Annotated in this window: 14 protein-coding genes; 3 read left to right on the forward strand and 11 right to left on the reverse strand. The window is 39.9% G+C overall.

Features of this window, described 5'->3' with window-relative positions:
• Positions 1-195 precede the first annotated feature (195 nt).
• Positions 196-1,971 carry an aminopeptidase P family protein gene (locus B3297_RS04395; RefSeq protein ID WP_286778495.1) on the forward strand — a complete coding sequence of 592 codons (1,776 nt, stop codon included), beginning with the start codon at positions 196-198 and terminating at the stop codon, positions 1,969-1,971.
• A gap of 103 nt (positions 1,972-2,074) precedes the next feature.
• On the opposite strand, the gene B3297_RS04400 is transcribed toward B3297_RS04395, so the two are convergent.
• From B3297_RS04400 to B3297_RS04450, 11 genes are all read right to left on the reverse strand, one after another.
• A complete protein-coding gene (locus B3297_RS04400) occupies positions 2,075-2,482 on the reverse strand; it encodes a response regulator (RefSeq protein WP_286778496.1) in 408 nt (135 codons plus the stop codon).
• A gap of 149 nt (positions 2,483-2,631) precedes the next feature.
• A complete protein-coding gene (locus B3297_RS04405; RefSeq protein ID WP_286778497.1) occupies positions 2,632-4,527 on the reverse strand; it encodes a sensor histidine kinase in 1,896 nt (631 codons plus the stop codon).
• Between the two features lie 212 nt (positions 4,528-4,739).
• A complete protein-coding gene (locus tag B3297_RS04410; RefSeq protein WP_286778498.1) occupies positions 4,740-6,533 on the reverse strand; it encodes an alpha-L-fucosidase in 1,794 nt (597 codons plus the stop codon).
• Between the two features lie 164 nt (positions 6,534-6,697).
• Entirely contained in the window at positions 6,698-8,530 is a 1,833-nt protein-coding gene (locus tag B3297_RS04415; protein ID WP_286778499.1) for an alkaline phosphatase, read from the reverse strand.
• A gap of 14 nt (positions 8,531-8,544) precedes the next feature.
• Positions 8,545-10,065 (reverse strand): RagB/SusD family nutrient uptake outer membrane protein, encoded by a 1,521-nt coding sequence (locus tag B3297_RS04420; protein ID WP_286778500.1) that lies wholly within the window; start codon positions 10,063-10,065, stop codon positions 8,545-8,547.
• Positions 10,066-10,245: 180 nt separating this feature from the next.
• Positions 10,246-13,593: a SusC/RagA family TonB-linked outer membrane protein gene (locus B3297_RS04425; RefSeq protein ID WP_286778501.1), complete on the reverse strand. Its 3,348-nt coding sequence runs from the start codon at positions 13,591-13,593 to the stop codon at positions 10,246-10,248.
• A gap of 67 nt (positions 13,594-13,660) precedes the next feature.
• Positions 13,661-14,608, reverse strand: coding sequence for a FecR family protein (locus tag B3297_RS04430; RefSeq protein ID WP_201639765.1), 948 nt, complete (start codon positions 14,606-14,608; stop codon positions 13,661-13,663).
• Positions 14,609-14,705: 97 nt separating this feature from the next.
• Positions 14,706-15,233: an RNA polymerase sigma-70 factor gene (locus B3297_RS04435; RefSeq protein ID WP_201639764.1), complete on the reverse strand. Its 528-nt coding sequence runs from the start codon at positions 15,231-15,233 to the stop codon at positions 14,706-14,708.
• A gap of 127 nt (positions 15,234-15,360) precedes the next feature.
• Positions 15,361-15,915 carry a hypothetical protein gene (locus tag B3297_RS04440; RefSeq protein WP_286778502.1) on the reverse strand — a complete coding sequence of 185 codons (555 nt, stop codon included), beginning with the start codon at positions 15,913-15,915 and terminating at the stop codon, positions 15,361-15,363.
• Positions 15,916-16,092: 177 nt separating this feature from the next.
• Complete coding sequence (locus B3297_RS04445) at positions 16,093-17,166, reverse strand: DKNYY domain-containing protein (RefSeq protein WP_286778503.1); 1,074 nt, start codon at positions 17,164-17,166, stop codon at positions 16,093-16,095.
• A gap of 52 nt (positions 17,167-17,218) precedes the next feature.
• The gene (locus B3297_RS04450; RefSeq protein WP_286778504.1) at positions 17,219-18,289 is read right to left on the reverse strand and encodes a S41 family peptidase; all 1,071 of its coding nucleotides are present in this window, start codon (positions 18,287-18,289) and stop codon (positions 17,219-17,221) included.
• Positions 18,290-18,846: 557 nt separating this feature from the next.
• On the opposite strand from B3297_RS04450, the gene B3297_RS04455 reads away from it, so the two are divergent.
• Complete coding sequence (locus tag B3297_RS04455; RefSeq protein ID WP_286778505.1) at positions 18,847-20,586, forward strand: hypothetical protein; 1,740 nt, start codon at positions 18,847-18,849, stop codon at positions 20,584-20,586.
• 10 nt (positions 20,587-20,596) lie between these two features.
• Positions 20,597-24,091: a DEAD/DEAH box helicase gene (locus B3297_RS04460; protein WP_286778506.1), complete on the forward strand. Its 3,495-nt coding sequence runs from the start codon at positions 20,597-20,599 to the stop codon at positions 24,089-24,091.
• The last annotated feature ends 2 nt before the right edge of the window (positions 24,092-24,093 follow it).

The raw sequence follows: 24,093 nt of genomic DNA on the forward strand, positions 1-24,093 counted from the left end.
ATATCCCAGTTTATCTTCAATGAGTTTGCAAACACGGTTATCTCGATTCGTGATATTCCATCAGATTTATCATGATGACTTGAACGCAGCCTATTTAAGGGAAAAGCGTTCGCTGTACTTCGTTTGTTTTATTTGGCTTAAAGTTAGGCATTCGACCCTAAAAAATCCTAACTTGCATAAAATTGTATAGACGACATGAAGCATATCGAAAAATTAGCTGCCATTCGTGAGGCGATGAAGGTTCAAGGAATCGATGGATATATTATTCCATCTTCAGATCCTCATATTAGTGAATATCTACCGGAACGTTATAAATGCATTGCCTGGGCGTCTGGTTTTACCGGGTCAGCAGGTACGTTGGCAATCACACAAGATTTTGCCGGCCTTTGGACCGATTCTCGCTATTTTGTCCAAGCAGCGGAGCAATTGGCAGGAACAGGTTTTGAATTGGTGAAATTGAAAGTGCAGGGCGCAGCGGAGTATGCAGATTGGTTGGGCGAGCAGTTGGGGGCTGGTGCTAAGGTTGCTTTTGACGGCAATCTTGCTTCTTTATTGGTGGCTCAATCTGTTAAGAATACTTTGGAGCCTTTGGAGATTAAAGTAGATGGTCATGTTGACCTGTTGTCATCATTATGGGAAGGACGACCAGAGCTGCCGAAGGCACAGGCCTACCTGCTGGACGAACATATTACGGGACAGTCAACGGTTTCTAAAATTGAAGCTGTCCGCGCGGAGATGAAAAGGAACAGAACGGAGGCTCATCTGATTTCATCTTTGGATGATCTGGCCTGGTTATTAAACATCCGTGGTCAAGATGTACCTTGTAATCCTGTTGTTTTGGGATTTGTATTGATCACTGCCGACAAGGCAACGCTTTATATCGAACCTTCGAAGTTGACGGCTCAGGCAACTGAAGAACTTAAAGACTATGGAGTGGGTGTTTCGGCTTATGAAGATATTTTTAAAGCGATTCCTACATTGGATGTTGCTTCAATTTTAATTGATCCTAAACGTACGTGTTTTGCTGTTTACGACAGCATACCTAAAGAGGTTAAGATTGTCGAAAAAATAAACCCCTCAACAAGTTTAAAAGCGATTAAGAATAAGGTTGAAGTTGAAAATAACCGCCATACGTTTGTAAAAGACGGTATAGCGTTAACGCGTTTCTTCAAATGGTTGGAAGAGAACGTCTCTTCTGGCGATCTTTCTGAATTATCGATTGCTGACAAATTACGTGGATTTCGCGAAAGTCAAGAGGGCTTTGTCGATGTCTCATTCACGACAATTGCGGGATATTTGGATCATGGTGCCCTACCGCATTATTCGGCTAATGAAAAATCGAATTATACACTACAGCCTAAAGGTTTACTATTGGTTGATTCTGGGGGGCAATATACTACAGGTACGACGGATATTACAAGGGTGGTATCGCTTGGAGGTCTTACGCAGGAGGAAAAAGAGGATTATACGCTTGTACTCAAGGGAACAATAGAAGGTTCTCAGGCCATCTTCCCGACTGGAACGCGGGGTTATCAGATCGATGCAATTACGCGTCGTCCATTGTGGGAAACATTACGCAATTATGGGCACGGTACGGGACATGGTGTCGGTTTCTTCTTGAATGTCCATGAAGGTCCACAAGTGTTCAATGCAGCAGCAATAGATGTTGCTGTTGAACCAGGTATGATTACTTCGATAGAGCCTGGATTGTATCGCGTAGGCAAACATGGTATTCGCATTGAGAACCTCGTGTTGACCCGTAAAGCAGGTTCTTCCGAATTTGGAGACTTCCTTGACTTTGAGACATTAACCGTATGTTATATCGCAACCGATCTAATCGAAAAATCCTTATTGGATAAGAAACATATTGCCTGGCTAAATAACTATAACCAGTGGGTATTTGATCAATTATCGACTCATCTTACGGTTGAGGAAAAGAATTGGTTGGCAGACAAGTGTCAGGCGATTTAATCGTTCAAAAAGTATAACGACAGCGGGTGTCCGCTTTCCACAACCATAAGTTGTCAAAATAAATGGCCCTCAATAATAAGTGAAATTCTTTTTGAGGGCTTTTTTAATCGTTTTCTTTCAAGATCTGGTAGATAGACTCTTTCCCAAAAGGTTTCAGGATGAAGCCACTTATAAAAGGGTAGTTTGCAAGTTGCTCCTGGTCGCTTTTACTCGTTGAGGAACTGACAATAAAGATCTTGGTGTGCTTGATAAAGTCGGTGCGGTTTTCAAGTGTATCCATTAATTCCCAGCCCGTCATGAAAGGCATATTGATATCCACAAACAGTATGGGTTTTATCGGCGATTGCGTAATATCATTTTTGTCTAAAAAGTCTAATGCATCCAAGGCATTTTTAAAAGCATGAAAGGCAATTTCATATTCGGTAAACCCCTGTAGCATATGGCCGAAAATGGTACGTAAAATAGCATTATCATCAATAAGAATGATCGTTCTTTTAGTTTCAAGGTTCATGGTCTTTCAGATTTATGTTTTTTTTTCATCGTGCCAATAAATCCGTTTTCGCTGTTGATTGACAGTGCTGTTTTCTTGCACTTATGAGGTCATCCGGTCAGAATTCCAAACGGCCAATTTCAGCCGAAAATTTCGAGCACTATTCTTCTTTATTGTTGTATCAGCGTATTGGTATATATTTTTTCCAGGAACTTGACATAAAATGTGCTTCCAGTATTGATTTCACTTTGTACATCGATCTTTCCACCCAATGATTCGATCTGATATCTAATGAGAAACAGTCCGACACCTTTACTCTCAAATCCACGGTGGAAAACCTTTTTGAACATAAATAACTCAGATTTGTACTTTGGCAGGTTAATGCCCAACCCATTGTCTTTCACCGTTAATAATGTTCCTTCTGGCTCAAGATGGGTATGTATTTCGATTTTTGGGGTTCTATTTGTTGCTGTAAATCGAAGTGCATTACTCAGCAGATTACTTAAGATACTTTCTAGATAGATCTTAGGATAATAGATATCTTTCACATTAAATTCAACCGAAATAGTCGCATTTTTTTGCTGTATTTCCTCAATAAATTGCTGTTGTACCTTTTTGAATATGTCTAAAAAATCGCATTTTTCGTAAATCAGTGAATTGTTTGACCTGATATCAAGTATTCCGCCAAGATCATGCAATGTTTCATTCAGGTCATTACTGCTCACATGCAAAAGGTTCATAAAATTAGCCTTTATTTTTTCATCATCCGTTACCTTGATTTCGTCAATAAGCATCTGTATATTGCTGAGCGGGCCCTTGAGATCATGAGCGAGGATGTTCGCAAATTCTTCCAGTTGTCGTATTTTGGTTTCAAGATCTATTTTGACTAGATCCGATTCAATCTTTTGTCTTTTTAGGATTTCGATATTCTTTTTTGATTCTGAGATATCCTGAACCTGGACGATCAGAAATTGTGCGGCATTGGCATTATCAAAAACTGCAGCAACCGTTACAGAACACCATACAAAATGCCCTAATTTATGTAGATAGCGTTTTTGAAGCGTAAATGCTTCGATTTCACCCCTGACAAGTTTTGCTCTAAGTTCAACGTCTTTGTCTATATCGTCTGGGTGTGTTCTATCCGTAAACTTTGTTTTGGACATTTCTTCATGAGAATAACCAAGAATTTTGGTTAACATCTTATTAGATTCTATACAATAACCTTCGAGGCTCGTCAAAGAGATTCCCAGGCCAGATAAATAAAATGCTTGATTAAACTTGTGTTCATTGAATTTACTCTTTTCATTGGACTCGACTTGTTTTGTAATATCCGAGATAACCAAGGCTACGCGGTTTTGCGCCCTATGTATCGGCTTTATCTGTAGACGGTACCATTTGTCTTTGTGCTCTTTTAAGTTGGATTGAAAGTCCATTTTAAGTTCGCGGTCCAATTTTAATGAATTTTGTATCAATTGGACGGTAGGGATAGCTAGATCAGGAGGAAAAAGTTCAGTTAGACTCTTGTTCAAAAATTCTTCTGGCCTATAAAACAGGAGTTCGGGATTATTGGTCCAATAGTTTTTAAATATCCCCGTATCTGTTACCTCAAATACGATGTCATTTAATGAGGCGACAAGTAGTTGAAGTTGTTCCTGTTTATCCTTCAGTATGTGAATTTTATTGACCAGTTTGGATACATCGATAAACGAAATCAGAAGACCTTTTTTATTGTCTTCGACAATAAAATGTATATTGAATTGGTACCAGCTGAATCCTTGGTCTTCTTTTCGTCCTAGGATAATTTCGTCTTGGTTTTGGTTTTTTGAAAGAGCGATGAAAAATGGTGTTTCTGTGGGCGGTAGTATCGAAAGATCATCTGCGGTATAAAATGTTGTTAGCTCATGTATCTTATTGATCTCTTTTGTGGTTTTAAGGGCAAAAAGCTCCTGCGCACGTTTGTTAAACTGTAGAATAGTACCGTCTTCTGCGGTCGTGATTAATCCTTCCAACCTTGTATTTACAGTTTGGTCAGAAAGCACAGATAAGGAGTCCCGTTGCAGATGCATTATCCAACAATGTTTAGGGTTAATTTTCTCATTTATAAGCATTAAGTGGCTTGTTAGCCCCTATTTGCAAAATTGGTAACTTTTACCCCAAAATAATAAATAAATATTAAAATATGTAACTTTTTGTATAAATTACTAGCAAGCAGATTGTTATGTGTGCATAGTAATCTGCTTGCTGGTATTTTACATCTTCTGTACCTAGGAACTTATGTTTAATTCTTACTTTTTTCGAGCCAAATCCAGTTAAACCAAAGTGGCTGTAATTCTTTACTTTTAAAGGTTACGACATATTTTCCGGGCTTATCGAATTTAAATTTACCGATACGGTTTTCGACAAATTCTTCTGTATAGTTGTTTTCATTGGGCTCTACCACCATTTTGTTTGTAGGGGCAAAGCTTCCTTTCAACTGCTGGTTGGCAGTACTGACTTCAAAAACACTGTTTTGTTTATTGGGATTATGCGCTGAGAGATCGAGTGAGTAGACGCCCGCTTCAGGGATGGTTACCTCCCAATCAATCTTCGTATCACCCGTCAGGATCGCATGCGTTGGATTTTTGCCGTTATAGCGTACAATTTTGAGTCCTTGGTTGAGGCTATTGGTTGATTTCAGGGAAAAGCCACCAAAGGTTGATTCCGGGACTGTATTTTTGTCCAATTCTAGCGGGCTGTTAAAAGTCAATTTAACTTCTGAAACATAGTGGTCAGGTTGCGCGTCAGGTAATTGGATATGGATTAGACTGAGGCTTTGATCAAATTTTAGCGCCGTAGATACACTTCCCTTCATCAGTGAAACCTGTTCTGGGGTCGATTTGATTCCTGTAATCCGAAGTGTATGATCTAAGGGCCAATTAAAGACGTGCGCATATACGACTGTTTTTTGCCCTTCTTTTTTGGTTGTGAAATAACCCCAATCGAAGTGGTTGTTTTTGAGATCAAGGCCGGTACTGCCATAGATGCCCGCTCCATAGCTGTTTAGCCAATCTCCAACTTCGTGCAGACGACTGATACTTTCGTAGGGAACTGTTCCGTTGGCACGTGGCCCGATATTTAAGGTGAAGCCCCCGTTGAGACTTACATTGGAGATTAATGACTGGAAAATTTGACTGGTCGATTTCCATTCATTCTCCTGACCGTTGTAACCCCATGAATGCGCGATGGTGCCCGGTGTCTCCCATGGATGGTTAATGTAATTGCTGCCAAATTGGTTATCTCCTAATGTCTCAAAATCCACATTCTCCGCATCCGTAGGAAGACCTAGTCGTGAATTAATCAGGCAATTAGGCTGTAGTTCACGGATCAGTTTGACAACCTGTAGTAATTGTTCTTTTTTAATGATCGACTTTTGATAAGGGATCCACATGTCGAACCATATCAAGGCAATGTCGCCATAGTTGGTCATCAGTTCGCGAAGTTGAGGGATAACTTTTTCCTGCCAATATTGATTGTATTGGGCATCGGTAACATGTCCCGACAGCTCCTGTTGATGATTCCAGCCGTATGGATGTTCCCAGTCTATCCAATGGGAATAATAAAAGCCTAATTTCATGCCGTGCTTTCTACAGGCCTCTGCGATATCTTTGATGACATCCCGATTGGAACCACTCAATTTTGGGAGACTATAATCACCAACTTTTGTGTCCCAAAGGGCAACACCATCATGATGTTTGGCGGTGATGATGATATATTTCATCCCAGCCTCTTTTGCTAGAAGAACCCATTGCTCAGGATCTATTTTACTCCAGTCGAAACGTTTTGCCAAGGTACCGTACTCTTCTTTGGAAACGCGGTTGCGATATCTTAACCACTCGGCATAGTTATTCATATAACGTAAAGGTTCGCCCTTCCACATGCCTTCAGCCGCACTGTATAGTCCCCAATGAATGAACATGCCAAAGCGGGCATCTTTAAACCAGGAGGCTTTTTCAGAAGTTTGTGCAAATAGTTTGGCCGAAATACTGAATAGCAATAATGACAAAATCAGTAGTCGCTTGATTGATGGTATCATAAAGGTTGTTCTGTTTTTTGACTCACAAGATAGGCAAAAAATCGAATATCGATCCTTAAATTGGATTTTGGAGTGGTTGTAAACTATGGAATGTAGTCAGTGAAAAAGTGAAAACCCCTCGTATTTAAACTAAGGGGTTTCATGTTGTGAAAACTTTAAAACGATTATTTCAAGTTATAGGCTTGGATAATCTTTTTAAAAACGGCTGTATTGTTGTAAATGCCCATAAAATTTTGCGCACCCGGTCCATAAGCAAAGACAGGTACCATAATATTGGTGTGGTCATCGCTACTGAAATTGCCCCTAACGGTTCCCTTTTTATAATTGGCATCCAATAGGGAGAGTCCGCCAGTTTCGTGATCTGCCGTGACAATGACTAGTGTTTCACCATCTTGGTCCGCAAATTTTAGGGCTTCCCCGACAAGCCGGTCAAAGTCATGTTGCTCGGTAACAACATAGGGAAGATCGTTGGCATGGGCTCCATAGTCAATTTGTGCACCCTCGGCCATGATAAAGAAGCCATTTTTATTTTTAGACAAAAGCTGAATCGTTTTTGAGAGGGAATTTTTTAACATTTCTCCGCGTCCATCGAGTATTCTCCTTGTCGCCGAATCAGCGAGGAGCACCAACTGTTTGCCCGATGTCGCTTTTTCAAAATCACCTAAATTTTGCTGAAGCTTATACCCTTTTTCGGTCAGTTGCTTCATCAGCGTGTTATCCTTGTTGTTGAGGAAGCTTTCGCGACGGGATCCAACTAGGATATCCACGTGGCTATTCTTGAAATCTGCCGCAATTTCCTGCGACATTGTTCGATCGATCTGATGTGCGTAAAATGCAGCCGGAGTAGCATCTGTAATATCTCCTGCACTGATGATCCCACTTTTGATCCCGTGTTGAGCAAGTGTGTCGGGAATAGCGCTCAACAATTTACCGTCGGCATCCACGCCAATGTAACGGTTATTGGTTTTATGTCCAGTAGCCAAAGCTGTCCCACCTGCAGCGGAGTCGGTAAAATCCGAATTGGATGCTTCGGTGCGTGAAAGGCCAATATGTTTCATATTAATAATATTGGACTGACCAAAATTGGCACTTAAACCCGCTTGTATTTGGGCCAATCCCATGCCATCACCAATGAGTAAAATAACGTTCTTGACCTTGCTCGTTGCACCATCATTTTTATAGGTTGGCTGATAGGGAACGTAGGCCTTTGGATTTGCATATTCGACTTTGGCGTTGTTTAAATAGAAATTCTTAAGCGCAGTAGGATGGTCTGTATTGATCCAGTCTACCCCCATGTGACCAAGCTCTTTCCAACTATTGGGGCTGTCTTTTGTTGCCCAGAAACGAAAAGGTTTACCCAATTTATGCGCCTTGTCTATCACAGATTTCATCTTTTCAAGGTCGGGTGGAGTAGGGGTCCCTTTGCCATTCCAGACAGAATACTGCTTAATATCCTGACTGATCATCCCAATATGTTTGAGCTGTGCCGGTGTATAATCTTTTTCCGGCCGGCCATCAAAATAAATCATCGATGGGTAATTGTCGAACTTTTCGGGCGGCGGGATTTCACCGCTGACGACAATTTTAATGGCGGAAGGATTTTTCTGCTGGTCGAATATAGATTCGTTTCCCTTCAAATCGGCCAACAATTTAGACAGTACCTGTTCGTAATTTTCCTTAATATCAATCACAAGCTGCAAGGTCTGCTCTGGTTTGGCATAAGGTTTATTGCCGTTTTCCTTAAAGAAAGCAATTAAAGGGTCGATGTAAAGTTTTTTTAACGTCTTCCCTGGTTTGATCTCACTGCTTTCATGGGCAACGTAAAGCTCTCCATTGCGATAGAAGACGTCCGCTTCGATCGAGCCCATTCCAGCATAGTAAGCCTCCAACAGCGGGATTTGTTGTTTGTAATCATTGTGGCTGTGACCTGCATTTGCAGTCAGTTTCTGTTGTGCAGAAACTGACTGAATGCTTAGGCCGGCAAATAGCAGCCACATTAATTTATTGTTTTTTACCATCCTGGATTTTGTTTAATGACACCGGAACTGTTGTCGATCTCGCGTTGTGGAACAGCCCACACGTCATGTACTTGCGGATTGAAATTTCTAGCTGGCCAAATGACCGTACCATCGAAATCGTGTAAAGGTTTGGCATAGGTAGCTTGTGCATCACCCCATCTAACTAAATCACGGTGACGGTCTGCCCATTCCCCAGCAAGCTCATTGCGGCGCTCACGTTTTAAATCTACAAGGGTCATTCCGCTTTTTGTGACTAAACCGGCCCGCTTCCTAATCTTATTTAATTCAGTATCGCCAGCACCGGAACCATTTAAGTTAATGGCGGCTTCAGCCTTGATCAATAGTACTTCGGCATAGCGCATCAATGGAACATTTAAATCTGTAGTGCCATTATCTCCATTTGGATTGACATGTGTTGGAATAGGGTCTTTATAAGAAAACGGCTCCATGTATTTCTTGAATTGGTAATTGGATGTAGCGCCGCCGTCTTTTGTGAAAGTGCGTTCATTGCCGAAAAACTGAAATTTGTCCCCAGGTTTCAAGATTGTTGCTTCACGGCGTAGATCGCCAGATTCAAAAGAATCATACAGTTCTTTTGTCGGTAGATAATAGCCCCAGCCATTGTAGATTCCCCAGGCCTTGTTGGTGAGCATAACTCCAGGAAGCTTACTTCCCCATCCAGTACCGCCACCATTTGGCGTACAGACCACCGACCAGATATATTCTTTGGACCAGTTGTTGGCAGCTTTAAACACATCGACAAAATTAGGCAGTAAATCATGTTTGCCCGAATTGATCACCATATCTGCATATTTGGCCGCATTGGTATAGTCCTTTTTGTACAGGTATACTTTTGATAAATAGGCCCATGCCGCAGTTTTGTGCGCTTTACCGTAATCTGAGGTATTCATGTCTGAGAAATAGGGAAGGTTCTCCGCAGCTTTTAGAAATAAAGAAGCAATGTAATCATAGTTCTCGTTGACATTGTTAGCACGGGGTACGGGTACGGCTGCATCGGTTTCAGGTTTAACGATCGGAATTCCAGCTTTGTCATTACCATAGTTTGCAGCCAATTGAAAATAAACCAGACCTGCATTGAAATAGGCATCGCCAATGATCTGTTTTTTTCGCGCTTCATCCATGGTTATATTGGGAACATTGATAATAATATCGTTAGCTCTTTTTATAATCGCATAGCGCATGCTCCATTGCGATTCGGTATAACCACCACCGATATAATTGCGGTTGAAATTTTTGATATTATCGGCTTCCGGTTTGTTACGCCCTGTTACCATGTCGTCACTGGCATTAATAAACCAAAACATTCCGCGGCCATAATAATCCTCTTCATTGTATTTTTCATACATACCAGCCTCCGCTTTGATGGCATCCTGTTCGGTTTTCCAAAAATTCTGCGCGGAAGGAGAACCTTCAGGCGATATATCCAACTGTTTTTCGCACGATGCAAAAAGTGCTACTGCTGCTATTGCAAGGTATTTGATATTCGTTTTCATCGTTTTATTTTTTTTATGACTGATAAAACCTGCTTAAAATCGTCCGTCTGTGAATGACAACTTTTATTTTTCGGTTTCATCCTTTTTATTTTTCTCGTTTTAATAATCGATAAGATCTTAAACTCAATAATCCTTGTATGAGGTCACCTTCGTTTAGATCCCATTGGCATTCTGCTAAGATTAAAAATTGACATTTAGGCCGAAAATAAAGCTTCGGGCTTGTGGGTAGCGTCCGACATCAAGTCCATTGTTATCCATACCAATTTCCGGATCAAAACCAGTGTATTTTGTAAACGTAAATAAGTTGTTCGTAGTCGCATAGACTCTCACATTTCCAAGTTTATATCTGTCAGTCAAAGATTTTGGAAGTGTATAACCTAACGTGACATTTCGGATACGAAGGAAAGAACCATCTTCGATATAGAAATCTGATGCATTAAAGTTTCCGTTGGCGTCTGAGCTTGAGATAATAGGCACTTTCCCATTCGGGTTTTCTGGTGACCATGCATCGAGGATTCCTGCTAATTTGTTGTACGAAGGACCGCTCGCACTGTAGGTTGTTCTTTTGATGGCATTAAACAATTTGTTTCCTTGTACACCTTGTGCAAAAATATTGAGATCAAAGTTTTTGTAATTCGCATTGAAGCTCAGACCGTAAGAAAAATCAGGATAAGCACTTCCGGCGTAATAGCGATCTTCAGGTCCGATCGAACCATTCCCATCGATGTCTACAAATTTGAAATCGCCCGCTTTTGCATTGGGTTGAATTTTTTGTCCATTGGCATTTTTGTAGTTATCAGCTTCTGCCTGACTCTGGAAGATACCATCGGTCTTTAATACGTAGTAACTGTAAAGAGGTTGGCCAACAGTAATTGTCAACGGAGCTAGCTCATTTCTAAAATTAGTACCTACTGCGATATTGTTCAATCCAGGGGCCAATTCTTGAACGTTGTTGGTCAATTTGGTTAGGGTTGCATTAATAGAGTACGAAAAATCTTTATTTTTAGCACTACTATACGTTAGTCCTAGTTCAATACCTTTATCTTTTACTATACCACCGTTAATCGTTTGTGTGCTTAAACCCGCTGTTCCCGGAAGAGGTTTGGTTAAGATCATCTTATTGGTTTCTTTGACAAAATAATCCGCTACCAAGCTCAATCCATTCAAAATTCCAAGATCTAAACCTATATTTGTTTGTTTACTTTCAGCCCATCGCATATCCATATTGGGTAATACATTTTGAGCATATCCATTTTGTAATTTTGGATTTTCACCGAAATAGGCATCGGCGCGAATAAGAAGAGGGTTAACATCCAGTGGATTTAGGTTGGCTAGACCACCCAATTTACCGTAACTTGCTCTTATTTTAAGCTCGTTTAACCATTCTACAGATTTCAAGAAATCTTCTTTGTGTAGAGCCCATCCAGCAGATGTTGAATAATAGTAGCGCGCTCTATTTTCTTTTAATGGAATGATGGATGAAGCATCTCTTCGACCAATTAAGGATAGTAAGTATTTTTCATTGTAATTATAGTTTGCCCGTAAGAAAAGAGACGAAAGTGCTGTGGCTCCATAACCACTTTCCGACGGTTGTATTGTGTTCGCGTTATTCAGGTATCTGTATTGCTTGGATTCGTCGTCAAAGCCGGTTCCTGAAGCATTCAAATAACTACTTTTGGTTTTTTGAAAACTATAACCTCCGGTCAAATCAAGTTGATGATGGTCAAATTTGGTTTTATAATTTAGGACTTGTTCGGCAAGGATATCATTTGCGTCACTCGCTCTTTCCACCAGACTATTGCTCAAAACGGGTTTACCTATTTCAGGACGTTTTGGTGTAAAGCTTTTATATCTAATGTTCGATTTTGTAATGCTTAAGTTGGATCTAAAAGTTAAGCCTTTTGCCAATTGGATGTTGGCGTATGGATTCACAACCAGGACATTGACCGGATTGTTTATATTGATGCGCATTAATTCTGCAACAGGGTTGATGATATCACCATAGTCACCAGGGAAAGGACCCGGAAGACCCGCAAAACTGCCATCGGCATTATAAGGTGTTCCATTGGTTGGATAATAAATGGCCGACAATAGCGCTCCTGTATAGTCGCTGCTTGTATTAGCACCATTTCCGTTGGTACTGCTATAGGAAAGATTTTCACCTATTTTTAACCATGGTGTAACTTGATGCTCTGAGTTTATCCTGAAGTTGTAACGCTGCGTTTTCGTATTGAGTACAATACCTTCTGCTTTGCGGTAATTGAAACTTAAGTAAAAATTTGATTTTTCATTTCCGCCATTAATTGCACCATTGTAATCTTGCAATGTCGCGTTTCTAAATACCTCATCCATCCAGTTTGTTTTGGTTACTAAACCTTCTGGATATTTAGCCGGATCGAAAGCTGGTAAAATGGTTGTCCCACCATTTTTTGCAGCTGTTGCAGCGACCTCGGCACGTTGTTCGGCGTTTAAAGGTTTTAATTTACGCCATGCACTTTGCTGGCCGATCTTGGCATCAACATTAATTTGCATCTGTCCTTTTTTTCCTTTTTTTGTGGTGATCAATACCACACCACCAGAAGCTCTCGCACCATAGATAGCTGCAGAAGCATCCTTTAATACGGAAATAGACTCAATGTCGTTGGGATTTAATTGTGGAGTACCTAAGAAAATCGAACCGTCAATAACGTAGAGTACATTTTCACCATTGATACCACCAGCACCCCGAATATTGATACGTGGGGGCGATGTCGGATCGCCACCTTCGTTTGTCACAATGACACCCGGAGATTTTCCGGCTAATACTTCACCGACACTGTTTACCGAGCGTGAGGATAATTTATCAAGGGATACCACACCTATAGCTCCTGTTAATGTTTCTTTTTTCTGGGTTCCATAACCAACAACAACAACTTCGGATAGGGTCGAACGTTCTTCGCTTAGCGTTACATTGATAACTTCATTTTCACCAACAGAAACATCTTTAGAATGAAATCCGACCATCGAAAAAGAAAGGACGGCTTGTGGTCCAGCCTCAATTCGAAATGCACCCTTTGTATCTGTTGTGGTTCCTACCTGCGTACCCACTACTTTTACAGAAACACCTACAATTGCAGCCCCTGTTGTATCTCTTACAAAACCTGTCACGATGCGGTCTGCCTTGAGGTTTGCTTGCGTGTTCAGGATCACATAGTCCTCCTTTTCTACCGCATTGATTCCGAGTTTATTCAACAGTGAGCGAACAGGCTCGGTTTTAAAGCTACCGCTTAAGACGGTGTTGCGTTCTTGCAATAGGTCAGGGTTGTAAACAAAATGAAGGCCCGAAAGACTCTCGATTTTGTGGAGGATGACATCGAGTTTTTCGCCCTTGCTTATTTTGATGTTTACGCTGCTTTTGTCCAGACGTTGGGCCATGCTTGGGGAGGCCATCAACGAACTGCAGAATACCGAAGTAATCGAAAATGCGATGCAGGGATACTTCATGATCCGATAAAAAGAGAATTCTCTTTTGAATGCAGGTGTTTTCATTTTTTTGTAATGATTAGGTAATGAATTACGCATGGTGACTAAGATGTTTTAGGTAAATTTTTAGACATTATTTGTGGACTTTAAATATTTTATCCTTTTCAATCGTACTGTACTTGAGGTGATGTAGGCTGCAGATGATATCCAGTATTTCTGCCGGATTTTGTGTGCTATTGAATGTGGCTGTTGTTTTTAAAGGCGAAAGTGAAGTGTCTTTTAAGATAATTTCGATGTTGTAGACATATTCCAGTCTTTTTACCACCTCCTTAAGTGGTGTTCCATCAAACGCAATGGCTACGGCTGTATTTTTTTCTACTAGGTTGCGCGATGATTGTTTGGTCTCTTTATCATAGCGTAGACTTTGGTTTTTGGTTAATATGCCGAGGATCTTATCATTTTGCTCCACAGCAACCTTACCCGTAGCGACGGTGACTTCGACTTGATCGGAAGCCTGATAGGCTTTTATCCGAAAAGAAGTTCCTAATACTTTAACTGCTAGCTTCGATGCAAGCTGTACCTGAAATGGATGCTTCTCGTCGTGGGCAATGTCAAAGAAGGCTTCCCCCTCAGTAAGTGCTATTTCACGGATATTGCCCTTGAATTTACTTGGATAGCTGATTTTTGAAGATGGTTCGAGGATAATTTCCGAACCATCTGCCAAGACAATCTTTTTATGTTCCCCTGCAAGGGTTGTTGTGACGATCTGCGCAGATGCTGTGATAGGTTGATTATTTACTTTCCAATAAAGAAGTCCTATGGAAGCAATCATTAAAATAGCGGCTGCTATTTTGAATACAGGTGAATACAGCAGGGAAGGTCGTTTACTTCCCTTTTCTGAAATACTGGACTGAATATTGGCCAATAATTGTTCGCGCAGTGCAGCTTTTCGTTCCTGCGGAACTTTTTTTGCAGCGTTATCCAGTTGGGCGTACCAATCTTCGACTTGCTTAATCTCGGCGGCGGTAGCCTCTCCATTTAAATATTTTTGCAGTAACTGCTTTGCTTTTTCTTCCCTCATTTGAATACATGTCACTTCAAATGGGAAATGGTACTAGTCGAAAATATTAGGAGTATATTAAATTATTGTTAACACTCAAAAAAAATGGAGGAACTGCCTAAGAGAGGCTTTTTTTGAGCAGTTTCATGGCCGAGGTAATTTGGTTCTTGACAGTTTGTCCGGAGACATTTAGCTCGCTCGCAATTTCCTTGATAGACTTTTCTTGCTTTCGGCTCATGGTGACGACCAGTCGCATACGTTCGGGAAGCAGCATCAAAGCTTCTTCAACTTTTTGCTGCGCGTCTTTTAGGATCAGTAGGTCGTCCGCTGAATCCGCATATCGTTGGTTCATTAAAGTCGCTAGTTCGGCTTTATGTCCATCTTTAACTGTCGTATTCCGAAAATGGTTGATTACTTTGAATTTGACAGCCCCATGTAGATAGGCTGCAAGACCACCAGATATGATGACCTGCTCACGGTGTTCCCACAGCGAAATGAAGATTTCCTGGGTAATGTCCTGAGCCACATTTTCGTCGCCTATTTTCTTAAAAGCTGCATCAAATATGGCTTCCCAGTACAGATTAAAAATCTGTTCCATGGCAAAGTGGTCACCTCGCTTTAATGATGCTATCAATAATTCGCTCACAAGATCAGTTTTAATTGGACAAAGCTAATAACTCAGTATTCCTTTAAAGTTAATAAATCTTAAAGAGTATATTTTGTCTGTTATAAATTAATCTTGGGAATTATTGCTGAGATTGAGCGGTATATTTTTATTCTTTATATTCCTTGCCCGTAGCAATGTCAATAAAATAGCCGTCGTCCCGATTGCGCTCATTTTTATGTTGTACCCACCCGTTGGGATTGATGGTCATGTAGCTTTTGTTGCCGATTCGTTGTTTTGTCTTGTTGTTGTATAAAGTATAGCGACCATCTTTATGCTCCTGTAATGCAAAGATTTGTCGTTTACCATCTAAGGTTTCAATATGTTCGAAATCGGGGTTTATATCCCAAGTCTTTGTACTTGAATTCCATAGGCCTTTTGTAGGTTCTAGATCACCTCGTTTTACATCAATTAAATGAAGATCTTCTGATGAATCGATGTACTTTATTTTTCCGGTCTTCCAATTCTTTTCCAGGGCATTCGAGGTGAGTAACATGTGTTTGTCTGGCCAGACCAAATTACCCACCTGATCCAGGATATAGAAGTTCGGGGCTTTGATGGTGTCCAATAAGTTGCCATCTTTATCCATATATAACCAATCATAAGCCCAGATGGCATGATCGTAGTTAAATCTGCCTAGAATAAAATAGGGCGAATTAGTCACCGAATAAACTAAGGATATTTCAATACCGTGTATTGTAAGTTATAGCCTGTTGGCGTGTAATATTAACCGTTGATTGGACAGATGATATCGGGAAGGAGCAGCGCTAATTTTGGGGTTGAGCCGATTAAATTGGTTAATCGGCTCAAATTTTGCTTATTGTTGAGCCGATTAGTGTGATCACTTTTTAGTAACCGGAACCAAAATAACCTCCCCTTTGTTGGTTTGATACCAGTATTTGTTGCCCAGGTCATCTTCGAAATCATGGTTTACCCGCGGCTTATCAACCTTTCTGAAGCTTTTTACATCAGGGCCATTGAATATTTTATTTCCAATGAAAATGTGGTTCGCGTCTTTTGCTACAGCGAACTTGAGAACCTCGAAGGTTTTCGGATCTGCTTCAGCAAATAATCGTTGCTCGTAATAGACATGATTTTTGTCGCGCGACCAAAGGACTTTTCCATTTGCCCCTTCCAATAGCTCGAAACTTTCGGCATCGACCGCTGTATATTCAAATTGCTTACCCGAGATAATCACCAATTGGTCAATGATTACTGTCTTATCATTAAGGAATTTTATGTTGTTTGACGAAGGAAGTTCGATCTCCAGGATACCGATGTTTTGATAAGGCTCGTAGTAGAGCAGTATTCGGTCATTCAGTAGTAGATAGGCTTTATTGAGAGCCTTAACGTTCTCTGTTTTATAGTGGAGCGGAAGAATCGCTTTGTCTGTTACTACGAAAAGCTGATTTTTATCTTTTACAAAATTACTGTTAACTACGTTGAATGAAGCATAGTCGACGTTCAGCGGTTGATACCTATAAAAGTAATGTGCTTTATCTTTAGCTAGTGCTGGAAGTTGATGATATAACGTTGTATAAGTCGCAGGATCGGCACCTTCGATAATGGTGAGCTGATTTTGGCTACACGATGAAGTAGCCGAAGCAAAACCTTCAAACTTGAATACATGCTCCTGATCGATTGGAATGTTGTTTTTCAGTTGAAAGGTCTTTACATCGACCAGCTCTTGGGGGCATCCCATAAAATAGACGCGATCTTTATCGCGGGCATAGGCCTCTTTGATCACAGCAAAACTTGCCACATCGGCAACCATCTTTCTCGAACCTCGTTCAAAATCGTTTCCGCCCGGTATGAAATAAATCGCACCGCTCTTTTTGTAGTAATCTTCAGACAAAGGACTCACTTGCTCTTTGCAGGACAAGAGCAGACCAGTCAAAGCACTTATTATTCCCATTTTTAAGATATTTTTCATACTCGCCAACGATATACCTTATCGCAATTATTGATTATTCATTGATGTAACGCACCGCAAAATCGATCCAGTCTGTAATGGATTCATCCAGATAGATGTCTGGCTGTATACCTATATTGTCAATTGGATATTGGGGTAGTCGGGTAGATCGATAGGTCGGCAAAAGCAGCCGATAATTGTCGCAACCAAATTTGAACTCACGTATAGAACCATAATCAAGTGCCCCCATACTCGGTGTTCCCATGATTTTTACTTTTTTGCTCTGGCGGGAACTGAATAAAAAATTCTCGGCAGCACTGGCTACATTTCTATTGGCTAAGATAAGGACCTGTTGTGGGCTCTTTTTATTAAGGACAATCGTATCTATGATGACTTTCTTGTCACCATACAGCACAAATTTTCCCATATTCTCTCTGTATTCGCGAAGATCTTCATCAATTTTTTTCACTTCATTCAGAGAATCTTGCTTGATATTTTTGATGGCATAATCACGCAACCCATTGACTAAGGTTTGTGTCGCAAAAAACTCAACACTCATAATCCGAATAGGGTTAGTTAAGATATAGGGCAACAGCGGCTGGTATACATCGTCCGTTCCACCACCGTTGTTTCGTACATCTATAATAAGCCCTTTACTGCTTTCGATCTTTTCTTTGTTTTTTTCGATCAGTTCTTTGAAAGGCGCTATGTTCTCGTACCCGAAGCTTGAGATTTTAATATAAAATATATCGGAACTGATGGATTTTGCACTTATTTCCTCTTCTGGTTCTACCTGTGGGTTTTCGGGACTTGTCTGTGAAGCGTTTTTCTTTTTGGAAAGATCATCTAAGACAATGTGTTCATCGTGGAAGAAGTCAAGATACTCCTGCAAAAGTTGCATGCAGGTCCAATTTGAAATCAGCAAGCTTTTCTTCGTCAATATATTTTTTTTAGCTTCATACAGATCCTTATTCTGCTTCGTCTTTTCTGGAAAACCAGGGTACTCGCCCTCTATTTTTATAATTAACTGCTTAAGTGCCTGTGAACAGTTGCAGGTGGTTTGACCATATATTGGTCGAACAAAGAAAACAAGACAAAAGATGAGGAATAATTTGGTATTGGTCATGGATATGGTATGTTAGAATTGATGCAAATTAAAAAAATACCCTGTTTAGTATGAATTAAAAATAATCAAATAATTGATAGATCTATTGGCTGTTTACAATTCGTCGAACATATTTATAATTCGTGAAAGTATAAAATAAATTGTAATCTGTTCATTATAGGGCTGTATCATCGATGTACCTCTTTAATGATAAATAATATTTTGATTTTGTTTTGTTTGTTTATATATTTGTATATATAAACTATATCATTGTATTCTATTTTGTTTCTCTTTTAATGGGGGAACAAAGTGTTTTCTCTGTCTACATTGCCAGCGACGTGAGACACTTTTTCGCTTAATGAATGATTCGAGTACATGTTGATTTTAATGCTGGTATTTCCTAACGCACCAAGGGGCAAACGTCTATTTTGTATCGTGTCGAGCCCTATGTAGTCTCCTTGGTTATATACTATGTTTTTTTACAAATTAAGTATTGATTATTTGCAATAATGATCTGTAACAGTCTGATCTGTTGGGGTAATTTATTGTGCCAAATTTTTAACCTTAAATCATTTAGTATGGAAATTAATAGCCAATTAATTATCGATCGGCTTTCTCAGCGTATGGATCTCGATCGCGTTTATCTTTTTAAATATCAGTTTCTCGGTCAGGATCATTATCACTTGCTTCTTGCGCTCAAGCATGTGAGTGGGCTTTCACCGAAGGTATTAAAGCCTATTGTGGAATTATGTTTAATGGACCAGCAGAATATTTCCTTTGAGCTGGTGCCAATTGCTGAAATGCTCAGTAAAGTCAAAGTGGGTAGTCTGTATTATTCTTATGCCTCCCTACCTGAAAACACCGTTCACCAGGCTAGTAGCAAAAAGAACCCACCCCTTCAAGCGAAAGAACTAAAAAGTGTTCTAGAAATAGCTGATGAATATTACAAAAAGCTCTTGCCTATTTCAGTGGGATTCCTACATGGGGCTGAAACATTTGGTCAGCAGGGGAACTATCAAAGGGCTGTATTTATGTTACATCAAAGTATGGAAAATCATTTGCGTTTTTTACAGCTAATGATTGACGGAAAAGCCAATAATGTACATCATGTTAGCAACAGAATTAAAAGCCTCAATGAACATTTTTCCATGTTAAGGGAATCTCTTGTCGGAAAGGATGAGGAAGAAAAGAAACGTTTTAGATTATTGGACAGTGCCTTTGATGCGGTGAAACAAAATAAGGACCTCGAAATCTCCGCCTTTGATGCCTCTTGGCTTTATGAGCATTGCAAATTTGTTCTTCATACGATTGAACAGCTGTACTTGAGTTTTATGGAGGGCCTTAAAACGGGCTATGAAAAATTGTTGGCAATAGCGGAACAAAAAGTCGCGAATAAAAACGTCGAAGTTGCAGCAGGTAATCAGGCGGCGAAAGAGACTGCATTATCGAATGCCACGGCCTCGCAGTTTTATGCATTTCCTTGGCCGGAGCGGTATGAGGAAGATATACTTCATGTGCTGGCTCAGATTCGTCAGGAGAATAATCCCGAACAAATGATGCTGCTCAATTATTACGTCAGCGATGCGCATGGAAAAGGACTTTTTCATTTTCCTGCGGTGGAAAATGAAAAGGCAGAAATCTACCTTGCAGTAATAAAAAAGAAAATAGGTCACTGTCATTTTCGAAAAATCGTTTATGGTCGAGTTACTGCAGTTGTAGCTTTTATGAGCACAGATTTCCTGGCAACAAAACTGGATCTGGGCAGCCGTTTCTCCCATACCATCTGGAATGAATCTGTTGTTGTTTACCGTCGTCCGAGTTATAAACCGACGTATTCGGTTAACCCGGTCAATTGGCACGATACACTATTGAAGACATCGATTTCATGGACACGCAATTCAAAACTCATGCAAGATCTGCTAGGTGTATTTGCTTTTGAAGGACTTGCTAGTTCACAATTGGCTGTATTATTCTTAAATCAATTGACGTCAATTGGACTATACAGTTACCTCTACCTACGGATCGGTTATGCCCCAATGAATGTGACGATAGCCAATCTTGTGGACTGGACCTGTATCTGTGATAAAAAGGTGCAGGAGTTTTTTACAGCCAGAGGTGATGTAGAGGAAATATTGAATGCAGAGTTATTAAAACAGATGAAAGGGCGGGTCTATGAGCTTCCTTCACAATTAGCTCAGCTTGATATGGATTACTTTAGGTCAAAAGCGAGAGAAATTACAGATTTCTTTGTCGATCTCTGTGATCAGAGCATACGGTATATGGAGCTGAAATCGGAGGTTAAGTGCAATAAGCAATAAAGAAGAATTTATGGGAAATAGTGTTGAAAATCTGGGGCTAGCAATAGATGTTGCTCCGATTAAACCCGACAAAGAGAAGAATAGCTTTATTATTCCTTGGGAAAACCGGGAGGATCTTTATATTTCATCAGACTACTTTCTTAAGCTCTATAAAGGAGAAATACCACTGGAAGATTTCCGCCTTTACAGTTACAGCGTTAGGATAATCAAAGTCAACAAGTTTAAATTGCCATTTTCTCTAAGAAGAGACGGAAAATATAAAAACAAATATTTCGAAATTGATCTCGAGATCAAAGAAATCGGATTGAAGGTTAAGTGTGATTGTAAAAAGCGTCATGATAGTCTGTGTGATTATGTAATTATTGCACTTTATCGTAAGTTTTTACTCAGTAATAAATTCTTACATGATTTATATGCAAAAGACATTGCCATCCTGCCCGAAAGTCAGCATAAGTTCTTTCAATTGGGTATTTCTAGGCTTTATTACCGCAATGATAAGGTTTGTATTGAAAACCATAATCAATTTGGTCAGGTATATAATTATTTCGACCACCGGGAGCTTGAATCGGAATTGCTAGATACAGCATCTGAAAACCGATGGCTGGGACAGCCTGGGGCGCCTTGTCCGGATCTTATGTATGTCGTTCCTAGAGAGCGTCAGGTGGACGGACTACCTTTTTTAATACCTTTTGAAAAAGACAGTAAGATAAATTATTTAGGAGAATTTGGTAATGAGTTGGTGAATTTTGCTGATAGCGATGTTTTAAAAATCGATCTATGTCATAAGATTTTAGCCTTTTCCAAAAATCCTCAAAGACAATTAGGGGATAGCGAGAAAGATGACCTGCGAAATGACTTTGATCATGTGGAGAAGGATTTTATCATCAGTGCTTGGCGTAAACTTTTGGAAGGAAAATCGGAAAGATTACGTGTTGCCTTTGTCGATAGAAATAATTTTAAAACGACAATTGAAAACTTCAAATATCCATCCAAATATCGTACAACTTATCGGAATGTGATTTTGGCGGGCGATGATCTTAGCCTGAAATTTCATTTGAAAGAAAACAGTGATCATCTGCTTCTATCGTTAATTCTTGTCTACAAAGGAGAGGAGTTGAAAGACTATACATCCGAATGTAGGTCCAATTTCTTCTTTATCAATCTAAATGAAGATGAGTGTCTTTTTGTTGATAATCTACAAAAGGAGTTTCTATTACGTTTCTTTCACAGTATTTCTACTAAAATAACGGTGTTAAAGAGGGACTATGAAGACTTCTTTACGCGTATGTTGATTCCATTGTCAACATCCTTTCATATAGATCTTGAACCTTTAAACAAGGATACAGTTTTTATTTCTAATACCGCTCATCATGTACCTCAATTTAAGGTTGTGGTGGAGAAAGAAGGCGATGATCATTTAAATTTCGAATTGAAAGCTATGCTGAATGAAAAGGAAGAATATGTAATTCCATATGGAGGAAACTTGATTCTAAAATCGGAAAATGGAACCTGCCTATATACTGAGCGAGATCTTGTTGGCGAGAATGAATTTAATACCTTTATTGAAGCACAGTTGCCAAATTTGAAAAGTTGCAGCAATAGGATGGTTAAGCGCTTGAAATGGCAGGCGCATGGCAACAGAAATAGACTGTATGAATTTATAAAAAAATGTAAGAGCAAGGGATACAAAACTATGCTGAACAATATTTCAAGGGGAACCTATTTGCTGCCACACCAGCTGAAATGGGAAGTATTGGATATTCGTCAGGACAATAATGTATTTTCCATTTACATGATTTTCAAGTTTGGAACAACGACCTATTTACCGGGAGAGTTTGAAAAAAAGATCGTATACGATTACAGTAGCATTCAATTGGCGGATCAATCTTTCGGATATATCAAAGCTTCAGATAAAGCATTATTTGATGTGCTGTTTAATTATGCGGTGGTTGAAACCGACTGTCTTAAACTCACTTCAGCCCAATTGCTATCTTTCCAAACGCGGCTGGATCGAATTGATCCTCGTATTATTCAAAATAGCCTAGCTGAACGTCGAAAGAAACTGTTGAATACGGATGAAATAGCCCTGTTGGATGTTCCGAAAGAGATCCAGGCAGAGTTGCGCCCTTACCAACAGGCAGGATTTAGCTGGATGGTATTCTTAAGCGATTTTCAATGGGGCGGTATCTTGGCTGATGATATGGGATTAGGGAAAACCTTACAGGCAATAACGCTTTTGGAATATTTCTATCAAAATAATCCAAAAGCAGCCCCCTCAATTATTATTGTACCCAATTCCCTGCTATTCAATTGGCTGGCAGAATTTAAGAAATTTTCCCCAAATCGTCGGACAGCTATTTATCATGGACAAAAAAGGAGGGAAATCACGGAAATAGAGAACGAGTCCATCTTGATTACGACCTATGGAACAGTTATGATTGAGCTTGATTTTCTTAAATCCCAGTCCTTTAGTTACGTGATTTTAGATGAATCGCAGGCGATAAAAAATCGTAATTCAAAAAGATTCAAATCGCTCACTGAGCTAAAATCCTGCTATCGCATAGCGATGACAGGAACTCCGATTGAAAATGGAGTGGAGGATATCTATGCACAAATGAGTATGGTCAACCCGGGTTTTTTTGGAACTTATGGCAATTTTAATAACACCTATAGGGGGATCAAAGATGAAAATACAGCGCAAGCAACTATCCTTGGCCTCCAAAAGATGATCCAACCTTTTATTCTTCGACGTACAAAAAAACAGGTTGCTTTGGACCTTCCTGAAAAGACCGAAACAATTCTGTATATGGATATGCTTCCGGAGCAAAGAAAAATATACGATAAGGTCAGAAAAATATTCAAGGGAGAGATTGAAAATAATCTGAATAGCGCTGACTCCACGAAATCCAAATTTTTGGCGATTGAGGCGCTGCAGAAACTACGGCAGCTTTGCAACTCGCCCATTCTGATAAAAGATGGCGGCTTCGGTCATGAATCTATTAAATTGGATTTTATTGATGAGATCATGGATGAAGTAGCACCAAATCATAAAATTCTGCTCTTTTCAGCGTATACGTCTATGCTAAAGCTCGTGGCTCAACGCGTCAAAAATAAGGGAATAGCTTATGCTTACCTTGATGGTAAGATAAATCAAGATCAGCGGCAAAATGTGGTCGAAAGATTTCAGAACGAGGACGAATGCCGTGTGTTTCTCATCAGCCTTAAAGCGGGAGGAACAGGATTAAATCTAACGGCTGCCGATTATGTTTATATTTTGGATCCCTGGTGGAATCCTGCTGCCGAAGCACAGGCAATAGATCGTTGTTATCGAATCGGACAGGAAAAGCATGTGATGGCTTATAAGATTGTTTGTCGGGATTCCGTAGAGGAGCACATCTTAGCCCTTCAGGAAAGTAAAAAAAGAATATCCGAAGGACTGATTTTAGATGAAGCCAATCTAATGAAATCGATCAGTAAAGATGAACTGCTTAAATTATTTGAATAACC

The organism is Sphingobacterium sp. UBA3519 (assembly GCF_002377215.1).
In the GTDB taxonomy this organism is placed as follows: Bacteria; Bacteroidota; Bacteroidia; order Sphingobacteriales; family Sphingobacteriaceae; genus Sphingobacterium; species Sphingobacterium multivorum.